This is a genomic window from Paenibacillus sp. FSL P4-0081 (assembly GCF_000758565.1).
GTDB lineage: Bacteria > Bacillota > Bacilli > Paenibacillales > Paenibacillaceae > Paenibacillus_AQ > Paenibacillus_AQ phytohabitans.
Genome location: NZ_CP009280.1, coordinates 1,138,322 through 1,163,340, shown reverse-complemented (window position 1 = coordinate 1,163,340; position 25,019 = coordinate 1,138,322). Strand labels below are relative to the sequence as shown.

Genomic DNA, 25,019 nt, shown 5'->3' with positions numbered 1-25,019 from the left:
GGATCAGCCGATAATTCCGCTGCGTTCCACACTCTCTACGAAGTAACGCTGCACCACCATATACAAGGTAATCAGCGGAAGAATCGCCAGCAGGATGCCGGTATCGATAATCATCGCTACATGATTGGGGTCTGCCTTGACACCCGATCCCCCGCCTACCCCCAGCAGTCCCGGCAGCAGGGCATTGGCCTGCGCGGCCAGCGAGCTGACCTTCGTAGGCATAAGTGCAATTTCACTCATGAACAGCGAGGTGAAGAAGGTATCGTTATACTGCCAGACGAAGCAGAACAGGATCACCGTAATCATCGGCGAGACCGCATTGGGCAGCATGATCCGCAGGAATGTCTTCACTCCCCCTGCACCGTCAATCAGCGCCGCTTCCTCAATCTCCTTCGGCATCCCCTTGAAGAACTGGCGGAAAATATAAATGAACAACCCCGCCTTAAGTCCGATGGCTGTCGCGGATGTAATCATTGAAGGCCAATACGTATTCAGCAGATTTATGCCGCTTTTCCCAGTAATCAAATGAATAATCCCCATAATGTCAAAGCTTCTGAAATGCAGGTACATCGGCACCATCAGCGTGCTGGTAGGGACAAGCAGGGTCAGAATGACTAGCGCGAACAGGATGTTGCTTCCCGGAAAGTTGAACCGGGCGAAGCCGTAACCGGCCAAAGCGCAGGAAGCCGTGGTCAGCACCGTAGTCACTACGACGAAGAGCAGCGTATTCCCCAGCAGCGGGAAGTAGTCCAGAATCTGCATCGCCATTCTGATGTTATCCATAGTGTAGTGGACCGGAATCATATAAATCGTCGGATTGTAGATATCCGCTTTATCCTTGAAGGCGATGGAGAACTTCATAAGCAGCGGGTAAATAATGATGAAGGATATCCCGATGACCAGCGCATAGCGGAACAGTGCGTATAGAAGATCCACTGCTTTGCCTTTTAGCTTATGGACTCTATGGTGATTCGCCTCCCTATGAGCAGGCTGAACAGATTGAGGAGCTTGCATAGCCATATCCTCCTTTGCGATTCATCAATTGTAATGCACTCTTTTGGACAGTACGTATCCTACAATAATCAGGACGATGCTAATAATCAGCGTATAGATCCACGACATGGCCGCACTGAGACCAAAGTTCTGGGTGGTGAACGCGGTGGTGAAGATCATTTGCGTTACTTTGCTGCCCGTGAAGGAATCAATAATGGTGTAGATCACATTGGTCAGGATAAGCGGGCTTACCAGCGGGAAGGTGATTTTCCAAAAGGATTCATAAGCGGTCGCCCCTTCAATCTTCGCTACCTCGTACATCGCCCCCGGCACAGACTGCAGCGCGGCCAGGAAGATTAGAATCTGTACACCCGAGCTCGTAATAATCTCATAAATCCGCAGGATGGCATCCACAATGTAATCCACGAACGACAGCGGCAACCCGATATCACTCAGAATCATCACCATCGCCATGACGTTGTACTGCGAGCCGGATTGACCGAGTTCATTCACAGCCGTGGCATCCCCCACCAGATTGATCAGTCCGGAAGCTTCTGCCGCCGATATCGCATTCGAAGCCAGAATAACCGGCAGGAAGAATATCGCACGGGCCAGAACTCTCCCCCGGAATTTCTGATTCAGCAGCGTTGCCGAGAACAGGCTGAAGAACAGGATCATCGGAACGTTAAGCACCATATCCCTGACGGATTCGGTGAGTACGCGGTTGAAGGTGGCATCTACAAACAACGCATTGTTGAAATTAGACCAGCCCACCCAGTCCAGTGTGAACCCGGTCGGATCGACATTTAATTTGCTGAAGCTGAATTTGATGGACTGAATGAGCGGAGCCGCGAACATGAATACGAATCCAAGCAGCCACGGCGTAATAAAGGCGATTCCCAGCCAAGAGCGCTTGTGATTTAAGCTGAGCTTGCTCCCCCTCATGACTGCCCACCTTCTATCCCATATTGTCCGGCTCCGACAGTGAAGCCGTGTACGGAGACTGGCATGTCTGTGTAATTTACATAGATTGAAATCCCGTTGCTGTACTGCACCTCCACAACACCCTCCTGATGACGTATGTGATTCACAATCTGCGCGTTCTGTACCGGAGAGAGCACTTTACTGACTTCCTTGTACAGCGAAACCGCCTGACCGTACCAATCCTGATAACTTGTGGCATACATGTCGTCAAAATGAGTGTATTTCAGCTGGGAGGACGGCTCATACGACCAGGAGAAATGCGGCGCAGCCCCAAGCTCAATAGAGCGGAGCAGCTGCACCTTGAGATCCTGCTCATCGTTCAGATTCACCGGCGTCCCCGTATAGCTGATGTAACCATGGACAACCATTTCATAGAACGGGATTTCTTCATCCGTCAGCACGAAGCCGCTGGAGGCGGTCGGTACATTGATCAGATGATCCGAGTAAGGCCATGCATACGCATTGCCTCCGGCGACCATCGTCCGGCCGATGCTCTGATCCAGCTTGCCCAGCTGCTCTTCTACAATTTGTTTGGCCGTCTCCCGCTGAATGACCCGGCTGACCCGGAAATCCGAGCTGAGCACACTGCCGAGATCCCGCAGGGATACGCCGTTGAACCCATAAGCTTTATACTTGCTCATGAATGTGTCTACATAATAGGGCAGCTTGGCCGGGGACAACAGATAGTAGCTTCCTAGCGTCATATCCATCCGGTTCAAGGCCCGGTTGTACGGATAGAGCTCCGCTTCTTCCCGGGTCACGAACCGCGAGGCATCGGAGGAAGGCGTGAAGCCGCCATCATCGTGATAAATCTTCTGGAAAGCAATATCCGGGAATAACATGCCTCCCGTTTGTTCCAGCTTCTCTGATAATTCTAGAAGCTCCTTTTTACTGCCCAGCACACTTTCCGTCTTCAGCTTATCCGGTGAAGCATGATTCACCCCTTTGGCAGACCAGCCGGTATAGCGCATAAGCAGCCGGTCAACGCCATCCTGCTTCAGTTGTTCAGCAATCTGTGCCGCCTGTCCGAAGGTGGTCATGGCAATCTCGGACCGGTAAGGGACGCCGAGGAACGACTTCTGCTTGTCGACCGCCCCCAGCATATCGAGATAGAAGGGGACATCCTGTCCGGTCTCCAGAGGCTGCAGCACCTGCTCCGCCGCCAGCTTATTCCGGTACAGCTCAGCCATTCCTGAATAATTGGCTTTATCTTTACCGAGGAAGTTGTAGCGGACCTCAATATCTCCTTTGTAAATCTCTTCATTTAACAGCTGGATTTCCTGAATGGTAGAACCCGTATACAGCTCAAGCTCATCTTCTCCCCGCAGGGTGTAGCTGCTGTGGATGAAGTTGTAGGAGTTCTTCTTGCCGCTGATATCTGCGGCAATGCTGGCTATGGCATCGCCTTTCTCGATCACGGCAAACCATGCGGCATCCTCTGTTTTCAGGCCAAAGACCGGCATTCTGGCACTCTCGCTGACCTGCCCGCGTCTATAGCTGTTATCATTCGGGTCCGGGCCGTATACACGCTGTACATACTGCTCTTCCTTCACTTTTCCGTTATTCAGATAGATCAGGCTGCCGGAGCCGTCCGGAACGAACATGTAGCCGTCGCTCTGCTGATCCGCAGCTCCGAACATATTCAGCAGCTCCAGGCTGCGAATCTGATATTCACCGCTCTCCTTGACCTGGTTCACAGGAATAGTTACTACCAGCGACCCTGCATCCAGCCGGTATTCCAGCGGAATGATGAAGTTCGGCTTGCTTGCTCCGGAGCCGCCCTCCACTCCGTTCTCCTCATTATCGAAGGCCAGATCTTCCGCAGAATAACCGGATTTGTTGAAGGCCGCAGTCATTTTGCTCAGCACCAGCGGCTTCGAGACCTGGGCATCAATGCGTTCCAGAACTTCCGGGTCACCTTCTTTCGGATAATAACGCTGCCCTACATACTTGGCGCTGGACGCATCCAGATTAGCCTGGACCTTCTCTTCCATTCTTGTCTTGCTGATGAACTTAGGCAGCGCATCAATCCCGATCGATGTATCTCCAATCGTATATACAATCCGCAGCCCGTTCTTGATGCTCTCAGCAGTGAATTGTTTGCTGCTGATACTCTGGGCGAAGTTCGTATAGGATTCAAGCGTCCCTATAGAGTCGCGGAACAGTACGTTCAGCTGCGAGGACAGCAGCTCCTTCTCGAATCCCGAAGCCAGGGTATCCTGCCCGCGGCCCGACGGATTGCTGTACCAGATCTGACCATGGCTTTTATCCTTCACGGCAATTTCCGTTGTCTCAGGATTGAAGTATAAGGACAGCTCAGATTCATCTGCTGCAAGCTGCATGCCCGGTATACCCCCGGACGAATCCGGCAGTGCGGTGAACCCGGTTCCGGCCTCCAGCTCATCTGTTACTTCCATATAGGCCGAGGCTTCCACCGCCTTCACTCCGCGTGAGGAGAAGAATACGGCAGAACCGGCAAGAATAAGCATGACTGCGGCACAGGCGAGCACCGCGACCAGCATTTTACGATTTTTCACAGGTGCGGCCTCCTTTACGTACGGAAAATTAATTCCCGGTAAATGTTAACGAAGAATTCTATAATCTGCTGAAGCATGCTTAATACGAGCGTCCCCAGAAACACGACAATTCCCATGACAATAACCGTGAGCAGCATCGTGACTATGGTTTTGAGCACGGTATATTGATGAACGGTCATAATGCCGACGAATAATAACGCGACGAACCATATGGAGGATATCGTCATCATCAGATAATAGAAGGCTGTTTCTTCCTCCGCCATAAACCGGCTGGCCAGGATCATCGGCACATAAATGATTACAATCGGAACTAGCGCATAGGCTGTAGCCATCATAATTTCTTTGAATTTGCCTTCCCCGTCCATGAGTGTGGTGATCGCCCAGTTGGAGAGGCACCACAGGAAGAAGGGAAAGATAATCGTGAACAATTGCGTGATGCTGTTCAGATGCCGGGGGTCGTTATAATTCACCAGGAAACCCGCAAACTGATCCTTCAGGATCATCGAAATCACGACCAGCAGCAGAATCGTCAACGCGACCCGGACCTTCCCTTTGCCTTCGTACTTCATATCCCAAAAGCTGTCAAACGGATGCACAATGAGGTGCAGCGGGAATTTAATGAAATCCTGCCTCATGGGCGTTCCCCTCCTTAAGGTTTGGCGAAGCCTGCCTGGACGCGGTTAACCGCCGCTTCCTTCTCCAGAAGCTGAAGAGCTTATAAGACAGCCAAGCCAGCACCAGGATCATTACCGCTGTCAGGAAGGTTCCGAAATGCTCCTGCATGACTTCTCTCCGGTACCGTTTGAAGGCTACTGAATACCCGTCACGGTCCATTCCGAGCTTGAAATATTTAAGCGCCTCTTTGTTGTTTTTGTCCATCAGCAAGGACTTGCCAATGCCGATATACGCGATATCGTAGTTGGAGTTCAGCTTCAGGACTTCCCTCCATACCGGCACAGCGAGCGTATCTTCACCATTGTAGTGATACCCCACCGCTTCATTGACGCTTGTGCCGAACCGGGTCGGCCTGAACACGACAATGTTGCCTTTCCCCCGGTCCAGTACGAGCTGGTTCCCTTGGGAGAACTCTACCGCTACCGGTATTTTGAAGGTCCCGGTCTGGTTGCCTTTGCCTCCGTAGACATAGAGAAGATCACCTTCATCGTTATACGTGAACACCTTGCCCTGATTGGCATCAAGCGCACTGTACATCCCGTTCCCCAGCACTTTAATATCTGTGAACTTGGACGGTCCATCCGCCCTCCGGTACCGGATATCGCCTTTAATGTCGAAATATCCGAACCGCTTCAGTACATCCTCCCCGGAGGGATTCAGCCGCTTGACCGGCTCCTGCGAGCCCGGATCAATATTCGTCGCATAGAGGAAACCTTTGGCATCCACATCAACATTGGAGAATTCTGTAGGCACGAACAGCGCCATCTGCGCTTTCTGCGCTTTGGTTGAGACCAGCCGCCACAGATATTCGGTATAGTCACGCTGTACCTTGTTCGTGCCGACGTAGCCGATAAATTCACCGTTCTTATCAAACTGCATGATCCCTTCGAAGATCCCTTTAGCGATGACATAGACACGTTTAGCCTGATCCACAGTCACTTTCACGGGAATAAACTTGAAGTCTGCCGGCAAAATATCAGACGCCGGCTTCTCCACCATGCCGAGCAGCTCCCCTTCCGGGGACAGGATCACCACACGCCCGTTATCCGTATCGGCAACATACAAATTGCCGTCTTCCGTAATGTACAATCCGGATGGATTCTTGAATGTATCCTCCGTGCCCAGATTATCGAATCCGGTAATGACCTTAACGACCTTCCAGTCCGGGTCCAGGCAAATAATCCGCCCGTTCCCGCTGTCGGCTATATAGATCAGTCCGCTTGCCGCCACGGCCATGTCGCCGGGTTCCCGGAAATCACCTACCCCCAGATCCTTGCCGGACAGGGTCCGGTCAGGGATATACGCCGCAGGAGCGGGCACCGCTTCTTCCCAATAGTTATAGTTGTAGCTCTCATAAGGCGCAGATTCTGCATACGCCGGCGCGGGAGCTGCATACACAATCAGCAGGGATGCCGCCATAAGTGACAGCAGCCATTTTTTTGCGATCAACTGCGTTCCCCCCTTAATCCTTCATTCCCGAAGTTGCCATGGTCTCTATAATCCGGCTCTGCGAGAACACAAACAGCGTGATCGGCACGCTCATCAGAATGAGGGCCACCGCTGCCGCCGGACCGGAACGGGCAATCCCCCCTGCAACCACCTGGCCCGCTGCAAAGTGCAGTGATTTCAGCTGTTCACTGTAGATGAACCCGTTGCCGTCACTGCCCCAGAGAATCTGGAATAACAGAATGATGAGCGTCAGCCAGGCCGGCTTGACGTTAGGCATCACGATCGACCAGAAAATGCGGTATTCACTCGCCCCGTCAATTTTGGCCGCTTCCAGCAGCACATCGGGAATCTGCTCCATGAATTGCTTCATCAGATAGAGCCCCAGTGAATAGGCAAAGGCCGGTATGATAACTGCCCAGTACGTATCGATGAGGCCCAGCCAGGACATGATCATATAGTTTGGCATAGCCGTCACCGCCGGTGTGAACATCAGCGAGAGGACAACGATGCTGAACAGTGCTTTTTTGCCGGGAAAATGATGTTTGGCCAGAGGGTACGCTGCCGCCGAAGCCAGCAGGACATGCCCGATAATCCCAGCACCGGTAATGAACACCGTGTTGAAAATATACCGGGAAAACGGCACCCATGAATTCCCCAGCAGGTTGAACAGATCGATAAAGTTGTTCATCGTCGGGTGCCGGACAAACAGGGTCGGCGGGAAGATGAAGATTTCGTCCAGCGGCTTGAACGCATTATTAATCGCATACACCAGCGGCAAAATCATAAACGCCCCGAATACAGTAAGCAGGGCAAATAAAGAGAAGGTGCCCCAGGCAGAGCGGTTCACCCGCTTCTTGGGCATCCGTAAAGGCCGGTTTAACCGTTTGGAACCTATTTGAAAGGGGGTATTCATGTCTTCTATTCACCCACCTTTCTAAGAAGCTTCTGCACCACCAGGTTGGTGCCTACCATGATGAAGAACAATACAGTAGCAATCGCTGAAGCATAGCCCATCTCGAACCTTGTGGTGCCAAAGTCGATCAGGTGCGTCACGATGGTCTCCGCTGCATAGTTCACGCTCGGGAACCCGGCCAGGGCAATCGAAACATCAGCTACGGCGAACGCGGTCGTAATCTGGATGACAGCACCGAACATCAGCTGCGGGCGCATGGAAGGCAAGGTGATATACCAGAGCTCCTGCCAGCGGTTCTTGATTCCGTCCACGGCTCCCGCTTCGTATAAGGTTCCATCCACGGTCTGCAGTCCGGCAATGAAGGTCAGGAAGCCCGTTCCCAGACTGAGCCATAACTGGACCAGGATGATGATCGGCATAATATAGCCTTCTGTCTTCAGCCACTGGATCGGTTCCAGAATGAAGCCGAACTTCAGCAGCAACCCGTTCATGATCCCGTACCGGTCCCCGGAGAAGATCATCAGCCAGATGAAATAGACATTTCCCGAGATGGACGGGGCATAGAACACGAGCGTCATTACAGCTCTAAGCTTCGGTGACAGCTCATTGATGATCCAGGCGAACACGAAACAGGCGATATAGCTTATCGGACCTGTAATTACTGCGAACAGCAGTGTGTTCTTGAGGGCAATCAGGAATACATCATCCTCCAAAAAAAGACGCGTGTAGTTCTGCCACCCAATGAACTTCGGAAATTCCAGCATATTGAAATATGTGAAGCTAAGTACAACCGAGACCAATACCGGCAGCACCGTAAATACGGCGAACAACAGCATATACGGCGCCATCAGAATGTACGAATGCTTATTCGCTCTCATCTGCTGCCATTTCAGGCTCCACCAAGTTTGCACGCTTGACTCTCCCCCTTACCGCTATAGACCAAACTCTTTGCGTTTGGTGGTGATTTCGTCCTTAATATACTGGACATAGTCCATGATGGATTCCCTGGCTTCCACACCGCCGACCACTGTTTTGTAAAAAGCATTAAACAAATGCCGGCCTGTGAAATATCCGCCCGGAACCTCAGGAACCCCTTCCGCCCATTCGAACTGGGCTTTCAGATTCTCGTAATCGGCGATCGGCCAAGGCAAGCTGTCCAGCGCTTTGATATTCGCTGTCGGATAACGTGCGGCAGCGCCCATCAAGCCTTCCATCTCACGCCCGAACACCGTCTGGGTCTGTTCACTCGTCCACCACTTCATGAATTCCCAGGACGCATCCTTGTCCTTTGCTTTATCCAGCATTACGACTGCACTGCCGCCACTGGAGACTGTGCGGTCCAGCGTACCGTCTTCCTTCACGGTTCCGGGGATCGGCACGAAGCCCCACATGCCCCTGATCTCCGGAGCAAAGACAGACAGCTGGTTATATAAGGTATAATCCGCGATGCCGATCGGCATTTCACCTGTACGGAAACGGTTGGCAAAGTCATATTCGCGTTCCAGCTTGTAATCGGTATAGAATTCGCTCCATTGCTTGAAGGTCTCGATTCCGGTACGCGAATCCAGATCTGACGCTTTGCCGCCATCGCGGTAGAATTGCCCGCCATTCTGGAACAGCAGTGCGGCAAACATCGAGTTCGGCGGGATGTTCTGTCCCTGCACTGCCGATTGGACCACTACGGGCAGGCCAAACTGCATATGATTCTTGCTGAGCACCGCGAGCAGTGTGGATACCTCATCCCAGGTCTGCGGAACCTCAAGCTCCAGCTCCTGCAGAATGTCCTTGCGGTAGAAGAGCATATTGAAAGTCTGGGTCTCAGGCAGGGCATAGACACCGCTGTCATACCGGTAAGGCAGCACCGCACTCTCGCGGAAACGTGTGCTCACTTCCCCGAAATCCGCAAACTGCGTCAGATCTGCCGCCGCATTGCGCATTGCAAAGTTAACCGGCAGATCATTGCCGATCTGCATTGCCACATCCGGCCCTTGTCCGGCCAGGGTCGCCGGAAGCAGCGTGGTCATGTTGACCAGCTTCAGATTGACATTAATCCCGGTGGCTGCGGTGAACGTCTCATCGATCATCGCCTTCATCGTATTCGCCTGATCCCGTCCGCTGCCGATCCATACGGTTACCGACTTCTGGTCATCCTCATCCGACACATTGCCGATCTGGTTGTAGTCGGTGAAGAAGGACGTGAAGAAGGACGCCGTCTCATGCTTCAGCTTCGCGCCGAAGCCCATCCCTTTCTTCGAGAGCTTCTGATCAGGTGAAGCTATGTAGAGCGCATCCACTTCAAGCGGCTGCTCTCTTGCCGTCTGGACCCAGGTGCCGAGTCCGCCGGTATTCGTCTTGTAGGCGGTAAGTCTTTTGGGGACCGTATCCGGGTCCTCAATCATCTCGTCCAGCTGCTCGGCCATCGTCTTGAGCAGCGCTTCCTGATCACTGGATTGTCCGGATAAACGGACCAGTTCCTTCGCAATCCCCTTCAGGCGGTCGCGCTCCGCAGCGAATACCTCCAGGAGGCCCGGAATCTTCCGGTCCAGCTGGTAATCCCGGTACTCATCCGGCTTCGTTCCGGTAATCATCAGAATCTTGCGGTACATGGAGTTGAGATTGTACAGGCTGTTCTCTACCTCACGGATGAGCGGGGCGAACTCGCCAAGGCTAACCTCAAGCCTTACGACATGTTTCCCTTGTTCGAGCTTGTATAGATAGGGCTCATTGCCGCCCATAATGTCCAGCCGATAAGAGCTTTTATACCGGAAAGGAACCTTGGCCATTTCCGCAAACGGGACGGTACCATCAATGGTCAGCTTCCGGGTTGAATAGATTCCCCGCACATAATTCTGCTGCGTCTTGAAGGCCAGCTTATAGAATCCGGTCTCAGGCACATCCACTTCCCATTCGATCCACTGACCCGGTATCCGCCAGTTCAGCCCGCCAATAGTGTTAATTTTAATTACAGAAGAACTGTACGGAGTCACTGCCGGGCTCGAACGCTCATTCAGCGGGTACAACGTCGGGGAGGATTTCGCCGTTGCGTCTTCTGCCTGAACGGTCAGGAGCTGGCCGCTTACGGCCTGAATGCCTTCGGAGTCCCACGCTTTCTTCGCTTCTTCGTACGGCAACGGCGCACTTTGCCTGAACAGCTTCAGCTGCTTAATCAGTACAGGTTCTCTTGAAGATTCCAGCGTTAGGGTATGTGTGCCGGCGCTGAAATAAAATAAAAACGGCTCATTCTCATAACCGTCAGAGTCCTGAAACGCCTTCTCGCTCCAGACCGGCCGCTCCACCTGCCTTGGCCGCAAATCATTGCCCTGGTTGTCCTGGATCAGCTGATCCGACTGATTATCCCAAATCCGGTCAAACTGCAGGAACGCCGCCTCCTTGAAAGGGAGCTGCCCGTCAATATAGAAGGCGCGCTCAATAGCCGAACTTTTCCCTTCGACGGGATAGTACAGCATCGACAAGTTATAGAAGCCGGCTTCCTTAATTTGAACAGTCCACTCGGCCTTGCCGGTTTCACCGGTTAACAGCGCTTCACCGGCCATACCTTCGTAATCGGACCACTTCTCGAAGCCGCCGCCTTCTACATGACTATAGTCAGCCGCCTCCAGAATAATTTCCTGATCAGGTCTGGGAGCGTCCTTATGTTCAGCCAGATAGGCAACGTATTTATTCCCGGTATTCGCCGCAATCCCGGAGGTAACGCCGGGAACCTGCTCTTCTGCAGAGACAGCCTTCTTCGTGCCAGTCTCCGCCTGTACATTCAAGCCTGCCGGAAGCATGATCAGCAATGCTACAGCAACAAGCATTATATTCTTGGCTATTTTGGATTGACGCTTTTTATCTGTCACCAGAAGTCCTCCTTACAAGCGGAAATCTTATATCCATACAATAGGGGGAGTCACCAAGACATCCCCCCGTTGTTATGACGATCCGGAACCCTCCTATTACTTGCCTAGCTTAGCAATGGAAGCTTCTGCTTCCGGCTTATACTTCTCGGCAGTCGCAGTAACCGATTGATTGTCTACAATAATGTCCTTCATATAACCGTAAGTCGGATATTCCGGGTAAGCGGTTTCAAGCAGGATCTGGCCTGTGTTATTGATATGTTCATGCATCATAGCGACATCTTCTTCATGTGCGTAGATACTTTCCAGCCATTCCTGGCTAGGGAAATCACCGGTTTGTGTAATATCATAGGTATCTTCAAAAGCCTGATAGACAGCCTGCGGATCTTTCACACCTTTGGGAACGAAGAATGCATTCTTGCCGTTATCGGCATAGGTAACTTCAGGCGATCCGGAAGGTCCGTTAGGGAAAGGAACCACACCGAAATCGAAGGTCAGATCGCCCAGGTTCCAGATCGGAGCCGGGAACATCGCTACATCGCCATCCTTGAAGGTATTGAACTCGTCATAGCCGACTTTGTCTGCGCCTTTGACTTTGACTACGTTCTCTACGTTGTACAGACGGTTAATGAATTCAGCCGCCTCAATAACCTTCGGATCAGTCAGACCCTGAGTGCTTGTTGCTTCATCCACCAGCTTGCCGCCGTTGGCAGCGGAGAAGTTGCGCAGCATATCGATTGCCCAGCCCGAGAAGCCGTAAGTATCGATTTTGCCGTCATTGTCCGTATCCTTGGTGGCCTGCTTGGCAACTTCAACGAACTTATCCCAGTTCCACTGTCCGCTGGCATACAGCTCCTGCAGGTCAGGAAGCCCCAGCTTCTTGAACAAATCACGGTTGTAGTGAATACCGGCTCCCCCAACGCCAGGTTCAGCGAAGGCATAGTCCTCATTAGCAATTTTAGGCGCCTTCACCAGCAGATTAGCCTCGTTGTTGATATTGGAAGCCGCTGTTGTATATTCGCTTACTTTCATCAGCTGTCCCTTGAGGATCGCAGGCCAGGCCGAGTTGTACTCCATAATTACGATATCAGCAAAAGGTTCACCCGTAAGCGCGGTTGCCGTGAATTTGGGCATGAATTCTTCGAAGGGAACATTTACAAATTCGAACTTGCAGTTGTACTTTTGCTCCACTTCAGTAATCTTGGCCAGACGTTCCTTCTCGGATGCGGAATTGCCCGCAGGCTTCAGATCCCACCAGGCCGCTACCTTAATTACACGTCCGCCCATATCAACAGGTGCTGCCGTCGGTTCCGCTGTTGCTTCTGCCACTGCCTCTGTAGCAGCAGGCTCAGCCGTCGCATTGGCCTTGGTATTATTGGCTGCATTGTTGCCGCCGCTGCAGGCTGTAAGTAAAAAAACAAAACACAATAATAAAACTGAATACCCCTTTATCTTTCTCATCCGTCAAACCTCCCATGATAATTGATAAATGATGAATACGTCAGTACTGCCACATCTCTTATAAAGCGCTTACAATGCTGGTTAAAAAAATAACAAAAGCCCATTTACCTTTGTTTGTTTTTCACACCGCCCTTATTTGTTATTGTTTATTTGTTTTTCTTAGCATAACAAATATTACCACCGGGCAGGAATATGGTCAATAATATTTTATTAAAAATCCTTATTTTAACATAATAAAGGCTTGTTTACGTGGGAAAACCGCTTATCTCTTGTTGAAGTCGTACAACAGTGTTATCTTTATCATAACAAAATAACATTATATAAAAACAAAAATATAATATAAAACTATAATCATAATAACAGATAGATTCATAGGCAAAACCATTTTCAGAAAACTAAAAAAACAAGTGTTAGTCTACTCTTCTTCATGTAAAATTGGAATGTAGTTCTTCTGAAGAGACTAAATAAACTGACTAAAGTAGGATGATTTCATGCGGCGTAAAGTAACTATCCAATCCATAGCAGATTTTACGGGGCTATCTAAATTTGCAGTGTCACGGGCATTATCCGGCAAACCCGGTGTAAGCACACAGACCAGAGATATGATTTTCAAAGCCGCAGGGCAACTCGGATACTTTAAAGACTCAACCGCTGCGCAGCCTCCGGGTGAGCTTATTGATCTGGATGCCCGCAAATGGTCGGGAACCATTCTGATCTTATTTCCCAACATCCGCTACCAGAATCCGGACTCCTTATATTGGGGCCCGCTGTTCAACGGCATCTCTACCCGGCTGGATCAGCGGGGCATTAATGTGCTAACGCTGACAGAGCCTAAAGATGATTCAATGTTCTCGCTCCTCAATCCCGAGGCCATCATGGGGGTCATTACAGTCGGCTCCATTTCCACACCGATTCTGGCAGAGATCAGGAGTCTCGGCATTCCGGTCATGATGGTGGATCACTACGATCCCAGCTTTCCGTGCGATTCTATCTTTACCGATAATCTGTCCTGCATGAGAGAACTGATGAACCTTGTCATCAAAAAGGGCTACCGCAACTACCAGTTCCTCGGCAACATCCGTGATGCCCAGAGCTTCTATGAACGGTTCCTGGTCTTCCGGGCCTCACTTGAGGATAACGAGATCGAACTTAAGCAGAACCCTTCCCTTAACGGGCCGGAGATTGATAATTTCCGGGAAACCTTCACTGCGGCTGTTACCGAACACGGTCTGCCCGAGGTTTTTGTATGTGCTAATGATATCTACGCTTTGTTCGCCCTGGAGACGATGGAGATTATGGGTATGCCCGTTCCTGACAATCTGCTGTTTACCGGTTTCGATAATACGCACCCCAACCTGCCGTTCCTGGCAACCGTTAATGTAAACAAGCAGCTGCTCGGTACAAGAGCTGTAGATCATATGCTGTGGAGAATCCTGAATCCGGGTACAAGCTATGAGAAGATCCTGATTCAGGCAGATCTTATTGTCAGGGACTGAGGAAGGTAAGCCGGGCGTATGTTGCCGAACATAATTACTACGGGTAAATCAAGAGGGAGCTTAGCGGCTGCGCATGGAGCTAGCCATTCTACCACTGGAACTTCGGCGGGGCCTCATGGCCCATCCAGCTGTGAAACGGACTGAGATTCCTCTATCCTGCACGATCTGGGGATATTGCGGGGGATTCGGACTGAGATTCCGCTAAGTCTCCTAATCATCCTCCTTTTAAGCTCAAAAGAACAACATAACGGAATCTCAGTCCGTTTCAGCCTTATTATGAGGTTTTTTGGAGAATAAGGGAATCTCAGTCCGCTCAGACCTCCATCTAAAGGTGGTAATGATATATGGCTGCTTCAGAAGATAACAGCTTAGACACCCTGACTTTTGAAATGTTGATTGATATATCCAAGAAATATACGAATCTCTCTAAGCATAAACGGGTATTAGCTCCGGTAGTTACTTCAACTATATCTCTATATGTAAATGGACTTAGGTTAAATGAAGACGAGGGTGAAGTATTTGTAGTCACTGAGTTCTTCGAATCCCTTACCCGTCAAGGGAGAATCCCGATGTATACCTGCTCTTGTGGTATTTTTGGTTGTGGAGGATTTTATATTGATGTTCTGTATAAGAAAGAAACAGTCATTTGGGGTACAGAACAAGCTACTTTCACCAAGTACATTTTCACAAGGGACAATATCGTACGTGTTGCGGAGGGATTGATTAATAAGCTGGTGGAATTACACCAATTGTTACAGGAGCATGAGCTTCAGACTTTTCATGACATTGAAGCCTATAAAGAGAAGCTTGCCTGGTTTCTTAATCCCGTAAATAATCAACTAAGCTAACTACAATTATCATCACAAAACAGCGGCAATCCAAGACTTGTTACTGTCCCGGGCTGCCGCTGTTTCTGTTTACCAGAATATAGCGCAAAGCTTCTATTATTTAACCTGTTCCATGAACGCCTTATAATCCTGGACGATCTCTTTAGACAGGGTGTGGTGTAGGTAATGCTCCCCTTCAAGCGGGATCAGTTTGCCGTGCACAGAATCCTTCACTTGCCCTTCATGCAGCGTCTGCCAGCCCTCAACATCTGTATTATTAGCCTGTATGAAGAGGAGCAGCGGGAGCTCCTTAGGGAATGCCAAAGCCTGAGCCGCTGTAAAGTTATCATTGAAATGTTTCATTTCATTCATAGTAGTGTCGTTGCTGGAGTTTTTATTCGAGATCATTTTCATCTGCTGCTTGATCTGATCATCATATGGCAGTCCGGCATACGGGTCACCGCTCAGCTTCTTGAGCATTCTCATCAGACCTGAGTTGTCCAGAAACTTAAACAGTCCGATGGGCATTTCAGCATCCATCCCGCCTTGTGTCGGCACACTGCTGTCGATTCCGACAAAAGCAGTCACTTCGTCTGTGTACTTGTTCACATAATCCAGTCCGTATATGCCGGCAATGGAATGCCCCATCAGCGTGTAACGGTTAATACCCAGCTGCTGCAATGCCTCATGAATTTCACTGGCAATATTATCGTTAGTCCGTTCCTTATCGGTTCCATCACTTAATCCATAGCCGAACGGCTCAACCGCTACTACCGTGTAATGCGGAGACAGCTCATCGATCAGAGGTTTGAAATCCAGTGCCGGAGCGCCCGTGCCATAACCAGGCAGCAGCACCACAGTTTCCTCGCCCGTCCCTTGAATCAGTACATTCATCTTTTTGCCGTCTACAGGCACCAGCTGGCCGTAAGACTCAATTTTCCCCTGCTCCGATTTGCTGCTGATAATATTCACTACAAACACAACAGCTAAAAAAAGCACTATGGCGATCATTATGGCCGCAATAGATTTAAGCGTAACCCTAAGCCATTTTTTCATTATACATGCACCTGTCCTTATCGTTTGATTAAGATCCTTACGAACCAATAAGGTAAGCTTACACAATGAAGATGTACTCCCCGTGACGGCAATATGAACTGAATATGAACAGCTGCATACAAGTGGAAACGGCTACGCCGTCCTATAAGGACGGGGTGTTTCAGCGAGCAATAGAAGGATAAGTTACCGTGCGAAACATATAAATTCTTATATTTGAACAAAATCACCTTTATGGGTGAATCAAGGTGGTGTTTATGCAGCCTGTGCAGCTCATGCTGGTACTACGGCTACCTCACAATACTCCCCTCTGAATACTTTCTGGGCAGTCCCTGGGAAATGAGGGGCACTTCTGCCCCTCATTTCCTCTTGCCGCTCACTTTCGGCGGACTCAAGGGCTCTTCTGACCCTCATTCCTGCTTGCCGCCCACTTTCGGCGAATTCAGAGGGATTTATCCCTTTAATTTACCCATGCCGCTCACTTTCGGCAGATTCAGGGGCACTTCTGCCCCTCATTCCTGCTTGCCGCCCACTTTCGGGATGGCGTAAAATAAGTTGTGTACCAGTATTTGGAGCCTAGTCAGGCAACAAAAAAGTAGGGTATCCTCAGGATTGCGAAACCACCAAGGAGGAACCCTACCAATGACTATTTTACCCGAAAGCTCACTGAATAATCTATTTGAAAAACTTGTTAACGATTTTGTGAAAGACCACTTGGAGTCCATCATGCGTGCAGAAATGCAGGCGTTCATGGCGAGCGAGGAAGCAGGTACACGCAATAGCCGTAACGGATACTACACCCGAAACCTGCACACGAAATACGGCAATCTAGAGGACCTGGAGGTCCCCCGCGACCGCCAAGGATTGTTTCAAACTCAGATGTTTGAGCCGTACCAGCGGCGGGACGGGTGGCTGGAGGAAGCGGTCATCCAGATGTATAAAAGCGGCATGGGGACGCGGGATGTGGCCCGGTTTATTGAAAGTATGTTTGGAAGCCATTACTCTCCAACGACCGTTAGCAACATTACGGCTACCGTCCTGGACGACATCCACCAGTGGCAGAAACGGCCGCTGAGCAAGCGCTACTCTGTGATCTACCTGGATGGGCTGTACGTGAAGCTCAAACGGGGTACGGTCCGCGGTGAGGTCGTTTATTTTGCGATGGGGATTGACGAAGAGGGACAACGTCAAATCCTAGGGTTCTACGTCGGCGGTCAAGAGAGTTCGAACGGCTGGCGTGAGGTCCTTAAAGACCTGTACGACCGTGGAGCGCAGGAAGTGTTGCTCGGTGTGTTTGACGGGCTTCCCGGGCTGGATGCGGCGTTTAAAGAGACGTACCCGCAGGCGGATGTGCAGCACTGTGTGGTGCACAAGGTGCGGGCCACGTTCCCCAAAATCCGGATCGAGCACAAAACCGATGTCCTTGAAGACCTGAAGACCGTGTATACCGCACCGGATGAGGTCGTGGCCCGGGCTAACTTTGATACGGTCAAAGCCAAGTGGAACAAGCTGTATTCGAAAGAAATGAAGTCCTGGGAGGAGCAGTTGTGCACACTCCTGACGTTCTACAAGTACCCGGAGCCCATTCGCAAAGCGATCTATACGTCGAATCCGATTGAGCGAATGAACAAGGAAATCCGCAAACGCCTTAAACCGATGAACAGTTTGACGAATATGGATGCGGCAGAGAAAATCGTGTATCTCGAAATGCTTGACTACAATGAACGTCATGGGCAGCGGGTCGTTCCTGGCTTTGGGATGGAACCCGTCAAAAAGAAGCTAAACGAGTTATTTGAAGCACGCTACCCTTCCTTGCCCACACCCGAAGAAGAATAGCGGATGAATCCAGTTTCTGGGGGTCGGGGTTCCCCCGACCCCCAGAAACACCTGCACCCCCAACCCGTAACCCGGGGAGGTACTTCTACTCTCTTACACAAACTTCTTGACGCTACCACTTTCGGCGAATTCAGGGGCACTTCTGCCCCTCATTCCTGCTTGCCGCCCACTTTCGGCGGATTCAGGGGCACTTCTGCCCCTCATCCCTGCTTGCCGCCCACTTTCGGCAGATTCAGGGGCACTTCTGCCCCTCATTTCCCCGTGCCGCCCACTTTCGGCGGAACCGGAGGGATTTTTCCCTTTAATTTACCCATGCCGCTCACTTTCGGCAGATTCAGAGGGATTTATCCCTTTAATTTCTCCATGTCGCCCACTTTCGGCGGAATCAGAGGGATTTATCCCTTTAATTTCCCCATGCCGCTCACTTTCGGCGGATTTAGAGGGATTTATCCCTTTAATTTCCCCGTGCCGCCCACTTTCGGTGGATTTAGAGGGATTTATCCCTTTAATTTCCCCATGCCACTCACTTTCGGCGGATTCAGAGGGATTTATCCCTTTAATTTCCTCTTGCCGCCCACTTTCGGCGAATTTAGAGGGATTTATCCCTTTGATTTCCCCATACTGCCCACTTACGGCGGAACCAGAGGGATTTATCCCTTTAATTTACCCATGTCGCCCACTTTCGGCGGAATCAGTGGGATTCCGGTCACAAGCACTAATTCGTCCTCTACAGACAGTTCCTGCTCCAAATTCCAATGTAACTTATCCACAATATTATGCACATATTATCCACAATAGACGAGTAGCATGATTTTCCAGTCAATGAAAAAAAGCTGAGGCAACCTGCACAAGCCAAAGCTTGAGCAGGTTGCCTCAGCATGAACAGACTAATCCGCCGGTGCAGATACCGGCAGGGTGACAATGAAGCTCGCGCCCCGTCCCGGCTCACTCTCCACCCGGATATCACCTTGATGGAGCAAGACGATTTGCTTAACAATGGCCAGTCCCATACCGCTTCCGTTATACTGGCGGCTGTGGGAACGGTCGGCCTTGAAGAACCGTTCGAAGATCCGCTTCTGGTCCTCAGGCAAGATCCCGATGCCCGTGTCGGATATCCGCACGGTCACGTTCTTATAATCTTGCTTAATACTGACGCTGATCACACCGCCATCCCTGGAGAATTTGATGCTGTTCCCAAGCAGATTCGTCCACACCTGATTGAATTGATCATGGTCAGCCGTCAGCCGGACGGCCTTCAGATGAAGCTCGAAGCTGATGCTGCGGGCCGACCATTGCGGCTGGAGTGCCACGATCACCCGTCTGATCTGTTCATCCAGGCTGAACGTGGTGAGCTGGAGCTGCTGTGACTGCGATTCAAGCAGACTCAGCTTCAGCAGACTGTCGCTCATCTTGGACATCCGCTCCGCTTCGCTGATGATAATATCCAGATAACGGTTCCGCTCGCCCTCCGGGATATTCATCTGCTTAAGCGCCAGCGCATACCCGGATATGGAGGTCAGCGGTGACTGAACCTCATGCGACACATTGGTGACGAATTCCCTGCGCATCTGCTCCAGCTGCTGCAGATCACGCATCATCTCTTCGAAGCTGCGCGCCAAAGTACCAAGCTCACCCTTCTGCTTAATATTCAGCTTCACATTGAAGTCTCCGGCTGCGATCCGCCGGGTCGCGGTGGTCAGCTTTTTGATCGGCCGGACGAGGAACATAGCAGCCACCAGAATCACAAGACTTCCTGATCCTAGCGAATAGAGCGAAAAGTTCAGAAGCCATTTCAGCAAAAAAGGGGTGGACGGGGGACCGGTGGATTCTACAAACAGCGCTTTCGTTCCTGCATCCGTAGGGAGCGGCAGCCCCAGAAGAATAGTGGATACCCTGCTCGGATTGACTTGAACAATGTCCCCGGCCAATACTTGCCTCACTTGCTCCATAGTCACTCTAGCCGGCTTATTTCCGTTAAGCTCACCGAAAGACTGAAACTGGCCCGTCTGTTCATAAATCCGGATATGGTAGGATTCAAGTTGTTGCATTCCATGTACGAACGCATCTGCCTCACTCAGCGGGAAGGCGTCATAGATCCGCACAATATCCTGTCCGAAGCGCAGCAGGGGGAGCTGCAGATTCTCGTTTAATTTATCTCTGAACAGCCATGTAGCCACAAAAAAGGAAATAACCGTCCCCCCGATTACGGAGACCAGGAAGGTCAGGACAACCCGGGTATATAAGGATTTGATCATTCGGTAACCTCAAGCCGGTAGCCCAGCCCGCGCACAGTCTCGATGCGAAAATCAGGTGTAGCCGTAAACCGTTCCCGCAGCCTCTTGATATGCACATCTACCGTCCGGTCATCCCCGGGATAATCAATTCCCCAGATCTGATCGATCAGCTGCTCACGCGTATAGACTTGTCCGGGTGTCCCGGCAAGCTTGTACAGCAGTTCGAACTCCTTGAGCGGCAGCGACAGCGATTCCGTCCCGCTGATCACCTTGTAAGTCTGCCGGTCAAGTGTAGTGTTGCCGATCCGGATCATCTGTGCGCTGCCAATCCGGTACCGTTTGAGCAGCGCCCTGACGCGGACCGTCAGCTCCAGCGGATCGAACGGCTTGGTCAGATAATCATCCGTGCCCAGCTCGAACCCCTTCACCTTCTCCCATGTCTCGCCTCTGGCCGTCAGCATCAGCAGCGGAAGATCGGGATCGGCTTTTCTAAGCTCCTTGCATAACGTCCAGCCGTCCATCACCGGCATCATAATATCGAGCACGACAAGATCGACATGCTCTCTGGCATAGACCTCCAGTGCTTCCTTGCCGTCCGCGGCTTCAGCTGTTGTGTATCCATCATTACGCAGAAATAGGCAGACGAGTTCGCGGATGTTCGCATCGTCGTCTGCAACAAGTATAGTAGGCATCCGTTCCCTCTTTTCGCATTGTCCGGCCTGTAATGATATTCAGAAATAAGCTTAACTTCCCCTGCGGCAGCTTCCTGTATTCACCAGCACCCGCTAACCCGCTAAGTTCCGAACCGCTGCCGGTACCCGCATTTGCGGCACAGCTCCTCGACTGCCTCCCGGCGGGAGAAGCCATAGAACAGGTTGTTCGCCCGCTCACCCTCAACAATCTCGGAGAACGGCTTCTCGTGAATGTTGCCAAGATTGATTACCCCTTCGCCATCGAGGCAGCACGGCACAACCGTGCCGTCCACCAGCACCGCCGCCTGGCTGCGCAGCGCATGGCAGAAGCCCTTGCCGTCGTCCTCCGGCTCGTGCAGAGCCGGCCATCTGAACTCGTGATCCTGGTTCAGATAGACACGCGGGGCAATCTTCACCCCGCTGCCGGGGACGACCTTCTCTTCAATCCGGAAGTCGAGCCCGAAGGCCTCCTCCAGCAGAGCCAGCGTCTCGCGGTTGCGGCTTTTCTCCAGATTCGTCCGGTTGTCCTCCGTCAGGTTCCACAGCCTGAACGAGACAATGACGCCCTGGGCGGATATCTCCCGGACGAAACTGATAATCTCCGACACATAGCCTTCGCGGTTCTCGGAGCCCGCATGGCCGTCGAAGCTGTGCAGCGAGAAGTTCATCTGCCGCAATGCCGGCTTGCCCAGCAGCTTCGGCCCCGCCTTATGGATCAGCGTGCCGTTGGTCGTGATGTTGACCTTGAAGCCTTTGGCATGCGCTGCATCCAGCAGCTCGCCGAGCTTCGGATGGAGCAGCGGCTCGCCTTTGACATGCAGGTAGATATGATTGCTATGCGGTTTAATCTCATCGAGTATGGTATTGAACGTCTCCAGCTTCATGAAATTCTTCTGCCGCTCGGTTGGCGGACAGAAGCTGCAGGCCAGGTTGCAGACGCTTGTAATCTCGATGTATACCTTTTTGAAAGTCTTCAAGTTCCGCTCCCCTTTTCAATCGTACATCCTAATCCGGGCCATGCAGCCCGTACAGCTATAGATCCGAGGCGTAGCGCAGGCCGATCTGGCTTCTTGCTTCCTCCATCAGCTCGGCAACCGCCAATGAATTGGCATGACTGTTAGTTCCGCTCTCCCGCTGGCCGCTCTTCAAGAGATGAATGAACTCCTGAATCTCATAATACATCGGCTCGAACACCTGCGGCAGCGTAAGCTCTTCGATGGTCCCGTCACGGTAATGGATTTTGACCTGGTAGGGCTGATTGATCTTGTCGATGACCATCGTTCCGTTCTCACCCTGAATCTCAGCCGGCAGATAAGAGTCGGCGATCTTGGAATGCATGACCACGGCATCCATATCCGGATAACGCATTACCATACTGCCTTCGCCGTCCACTCCGGAGGAGAGCATCATGCCCACTGCCTTCACCGAGTCCGGCTTGCCGAACAACGCCACCATGGGATACAGGCAATAGATGCCCAGGTCCATCAGCGAGCCGTTCGAATATTCCGGATTGAAGGCGTTCAGCACCGTGCCCTGGCGGTAAGCATCGTATCTCGATGAGTATTGACAATAACCGGCGAAATATCGCCGCACTTGACCCAGCTTATATAAATTATCCCGGATTACGCCAAAATTCGGCATAAAGGTTGATTTCATCGCTTCCATCAGCAGCACATCATTGCTGCGCGCCGCGTTAATCATTGCCTTCAGCTCTGTGCTGTTAGAGGCAGCCGGCTTCTCGCAAATGACATGCTTGCCATGGTTCAGACAGATTAAGGACTGCTCCGCATGCATCGAATTGGGGCTGGCGATATAGACCGCGTCCACCTCTGCGCCGGATACCATCTCCTCCAGATCCGTATAGATCGAAGCTCCTGCATATTTTGCGGCAAAAGCCCGTCCCTTCTCCTCTGTACGGGAATACACGGCTGTGAGGATAAATTCCTCATTCTCCAGTCCGGCTTGAACGAAGCGGTCAGTAATCCAGTTAGTGCCTACGACCCCGAAACGAATTGTCATGAATGATCCCGTCCTTTTTTATAAATATAAGACTATATATCCGAACACAATTAAATATCCTTCTATTTACCGCCGAGCCTATCCCATCCTTACTCAGGACAGCAGAAGGGTTTCAGCATGTCATACTGATCTATAACTGCTATTTTCTCATTCCGTGGTAGGTATGTCCACTTTTCAGCCGTAATTTCCGACAAATTCCGCTAGATTCCGCTTGTGAAAAAAAGCACCTGCATAAATGCAGGCGCTTCGTCTAATATGCAATGTTTATGCAGTGTTTATGCAATCTTTTATACAGCTTCTATACGATGCAGCTTCTATACAATCGTCCAGCCGCCGTCTACAAACAGAGTCTGACCGGTAGTGTAGCTGGAGGCATCCGAGGCAAAATACAGCACCGCCCCGTTCAGCTCCCCCGGATTGCCGGGCCGGCCCATCGGACAGACCGCATTGTACATCCGCAGCGCCTGCTCGGTGAACAAAGTGTTCTCCGTCATCTCGCTATGGAACAGGCTGGGGCCGATCGCATTTACAGTAATGCCGTCCTTGGCATACGTAGCCGCCACACCCCGGGTCAGGTGGATCACTCCGCCTTTGGCCGCATTGTAGGAATGGGTTGGAATCGAAGCCGATGCCGTGAGGCCCAGCATGGAGGCGGTGTTGATGATTTTGCCGTATTTGCGATCCTTCATGTGGCGGATGACATGCTTCGACATCAGGAAGACACCCTTCAAATCTGTATCGAGGACGCGGTCCCAGGCTTCTTCCTCCAATGCATCAATCGGCACAGAGTCCACCACACCGGCGTTGTTCACCAGAATATCAATTTGGCCAAAAGCCTCCATCACCTTAGAGACTGCGGCGATAATCTCATCTTCTTTTCTCACATCACATTCAACAGGGATAATCCGCCGCTCCGGATATTTGGCACGAAGCTCTTCGGCCACTGCTGCCAGCTTCTCGTATCGTCTGGCCAGAATGGCCACATCCGCACCCTGATCAGCCAGCATGTCAGCGAACTGCACACCGATTCCGCTGGACGCACCGGCAATAATGGCTGTCTTGCCTGTTAAATCAAAAAGGTTGATCATCAGAATCCTCCTCAAATTTGTCAGATTAGCCTATAACAATGAATGCATCTGCTCTGATCCCGCACCGGAGTTTCCCGTTATACGGAGCTCTCCGCAGCCTGAGGCTGCAGCTTGTTCTCCCACCAGTCCCAGCGGAGATAACAGTAGGGCAGGAACTCCATCGGATGTAGCGGCTCCAGCACCCTGCCCTTCTCCAGCACATTGGTACTGACGGTATAGACGGCGCCCAGCATCTTAACGACTTCAAGCTCGCTCCACGGATCATGCGGGGATTCCTGGAACATAACCGATGCTTCCGCAGCTTTATACACCTTGACGTCGCTGACCAGACGCTGGGTCACGAGGATTGGCATAAGGTCGAACCCGTTTCCGTCCACCGCATTGGAATATTTGATATTGTACAGCGGGATGTCCCTGCCGTAGAATTGCTCCAGAATCCCTTCAGCTTCAGGATCATTGAAGACTTCACCCATTTGAGCGTGTATGCTGAAAAAATCAATCCCCTGCCGGCCGATCGAGCCGCTGATGGAGTCACCTTCTACCTGCATGCGGACATCCGCCATCTTCTTCGGCAGCCCGCACACCTCACGGCCCATCGCCATGCCAATGTCGCTGGTGATCGGCATCGACAGGCAATAGTTGCCCAGCTCCCCGTTGTAATCGGCCAGCACGAACAATCCGGCTTCACGGTAAGGCGGACAGAAATTCGTTGCCGGGTAATCGGCTATAAAGGCATTCACCAGCGGCCGGCCCGCAGGCTTCAGCGGCTTCGGCAGCAGCCGTTCAATAATCTCCGGCTTCGTCTCCCAGTAGACCGTCAGCATCTCCGCATCATAAAAGGTCGTCGGTTTGCCTCCGTACTGCCGGATATCGGCCAGGCTTTTCACAAAACTCCCCATACATGA

19 protein-coding genes are annotated in these 25,019 nt (G+C 51.4%); 3 read left to right on the top strand and 16 right to left on the bottom strand.

The annotated features are described in order from the left end of the window. Positions 1-3: 3 nt before the first annotated feature. From P40081_RS05010 to P40081_RS04970, 9 genes are all read right to left on the bottom strand, one after another. Positions 4-1,014, bottom strand: coding sequence for a carbohydrate ABC transporter permease (locus tag P40081_RS05010; protein ID WP_042133776.1), 1,011 nt, complete (start codon positions 1,012-1,014; stop codon positions 4-6). Positions 1,015-1,038: 24 nt separating this feature from the next. After that, entirely contained in the window at positions 1,039-1,938 is a 900-nt protein-coding gene (locus P40081_RS05005; protein ID WP_042133775.1) for a carbohydrate ABC transporter permease, read from the bottom strand. Further along, positions 1,935-4,514 (bottom strand): DUF5696 domain-containing protein, encoded by a 2,580-nt coding sequence (locus P40081_RS05000; protein WP_042133773.1) that lies wholly within the window; start codon positions 4,512-4,514, stop codon positions 1,935-1,937. Before P40081_RS05000 ends, P40081_RS05005 begins: the two co-directional genes overlap by 4 nt. Before the next feature lie 14 nt (positions 4,515-4,528). Then, positions 4,529-5,149, bottom strand: coding sequence for a YIP1 family protein (locus P40081_RS04995; protein ID WP_042133771.1), 621 nt, complete (start codon positions 5,147-5,149; stop codon positions 4,529-4,531). Next, entirely contained in the window at positions 5,130-6,638 is a 1,509-nt protein-coding gene (locus tag P40081_RS04990; protein WP_063779777.1) for an NHL repeat-containing protein, read from the bottom strand. The genes P40081_RS04995 and P40081_RS04990 overlap by 20 nt, the downstream gene beginning before the upstream one ends. Before the next feature lie 13 nt (positions 6,639-6,651). Beyond that, complete coding sequence (locus P40081_RS04985) at positions 6,652-7,551, bottom strand: carbohydrate ABC transporter permease (protein WP_042133769.1); 900 nt, start codon at positions 7,549-7,551, stop codon at positions 6,652-6,654. A gap of 5 nt (positions 7,552-7,556) precedes the next feature. Next, on the bottom strand, positions 7,557-8,429 hold the full coding sequence (locus P40081_RS04980; RefSeq protein ID WP_081970408.1) for a carbohydrate ABC transporter permease: 873 nt from the start codon (positions 8,427-8,429) through the stop codon (positions 7,557-7,559). 54 nt (positions 8,430-8,483) lie between these two features. Continuing rightward, the gene (locus P40081_RS04975) at positions 8,484-11,369 is read right to left on the bottom strand and encodes an extracellular solute-binding protein (RefSeq protein WP_042140759.1); all 2,886 of its coding nucleotides are present in this window, start codon (positions 11,367-11,369) and stop codon (positions 8,484-8,486) included. 138 nt (positions 11,370-11,507) lie between these two features. Next, the gene (locus P40081_RS04970) at positions 11,508-12,869 is read right to left on the bottom strand and encodes an ABC transporter substrate-binding protein (RefSeq protein ID WP_042133768.1); all 1,362 of its coding nucleotides are present in this window, start codon (positions 12,867-12,869) and stop codon (positions 11,508-11,510) included. Positions 12,870-13,360: 491 nt separating this feature from the next. On the opposite strand from P40081_RS04970, the gene P40081_RS04965 reads away from it, so the two are divergent. Next, on the top strand, positions 13,361-14,365 hold the full coding sequence (locus P40081_RS04965; RefSeq protein WP_042133765.1) for a LacI family DNA-binding transcriptional regulator: 1,005 nt from the start codon (positions 13,361-13,363) through the stop codon (positions 14,363-14,365). A gap of 344 nt (positions 14,366-14,709) precedes the next feature. Beyond that, positions 14,710-15,213 carry a hypothetical protein gene (locus P40081_RS04960; RefSeq protein ID WP_042133764.1) on the top strand — a complete coding sequence of 168 codons (504 nt, stop codon included), beginning with the start codon at positions 14,710-14,712 and terminating at the stop codon, positions 15,211-15,213. A 96-nt stretch (positions 15,214-15,309) separates the two neighbouring features. On the opposite strand, the gene P40081_RS04955 is transcribed toward P40081_RS04960, so the two are convergent. Further along, complete coding sequence (locus tag P40081_RS04955; protein WP_042133762.1) at positions 15,310-16,248, bottom strand: alpha/beta fold hydrolase; 939 nt, start codon at positions 16,246-16,248, stop codon at positions 15,310-15,312. Between the two features lie 639 nt (positions 16,249-16,887). On the opposite strand from P40081_RS04955, the gene P40081_RS04950 reads away from it, so the two are divergent. After that, positions 16,888-18,081, top strand: coding sequence for an IS256 family transposase (locus P40081_RS04950; RefSeq protein ID WP_042133759.1), 1,194 nt, complete (start codon positions 16,888-16,890; stop codon positions 18,079-18,081). 887 nt (positions 18,082-18,968) lie between these two features. Here P40081_RS04950 and P40081_RS04945 read toward each other — a convergent pair. The 6 genes from P40081_RS04945 to P40081_RS04920 form a co-directional block, all read right to left on the bottom strand. After that, a complete protein-coding gene (locus tag P40081_RS04945; RefSeq protein ID WP_042133757.1) occupies positions 18,969-20,336 on the bottom strand; it encodes a sensor histidine kinase in 1,368 nt (455 codons plus the stop codon). Then, a complete protein-coding gene (locus P40081_RS04940; RefSeq protein ID WP_042133756.1) occupies positions 20,333-21,007 on the bottom strand; it encodes a response regulator transcription factor in 675 nt (224 codons plus the stop codon). Before P40081_RS04940 ends, P40081_RS04945 begins: the two co-directional genes overlap by 4 nt. 101 nt (positions 21,008-21,108) lie before the next feature. Then, entirely contained in the window at positions 21,109-21,984 is an 876-nt protein-coding gene (locus P40081_RS04935; RefSeq protein WP_042133754.1) for a radical SAM/SPASM domain-containing protein, read from the bottom strand. Between the two features lie 55 nt (positions 21,985-22,039). Next, positions 22,040-23,026, bottom strand: a complete 987-nt coding sequence (locus P40081_RS04930) for a Gfo/Idh/MocA family protein (protein WP_042133752.1) — start codon at positions 23,024-23,026, stop codon at positions 22,040-22,042. A gap of 314 nt (positions 23,027-23,340) precedes the next feature. Beyond that, positions 23,341-24,114 (bottom strand): SDR family NAD(P)-dependent oxidoreductase, encoded by a 774-nt coding sequence (locus P40081_RS04925; RefSeq protein ID WP_197074332.1) that lies wholly within the window; start codon positions 24,112-24,114, stop codon positions 23,341-23,343. Positions 24,115-24,191: 77 nt separating this feature from the next. After that, the gene (locus P40081_RS04920) at positions 24,192-25,013 is read right to left on the bottom strand and encodes an acetoacetate decarboxylase family protein (RefSeq protein ID WP_052421673.1); all 822 of its coding nucleotides are present in this window, start codon (positions 25,011-25,013) and stop codon (positions 24,192-24,194) included. Between the last annotated feature and the right edge of the window lie 6 nt (positions 25,014-25,019).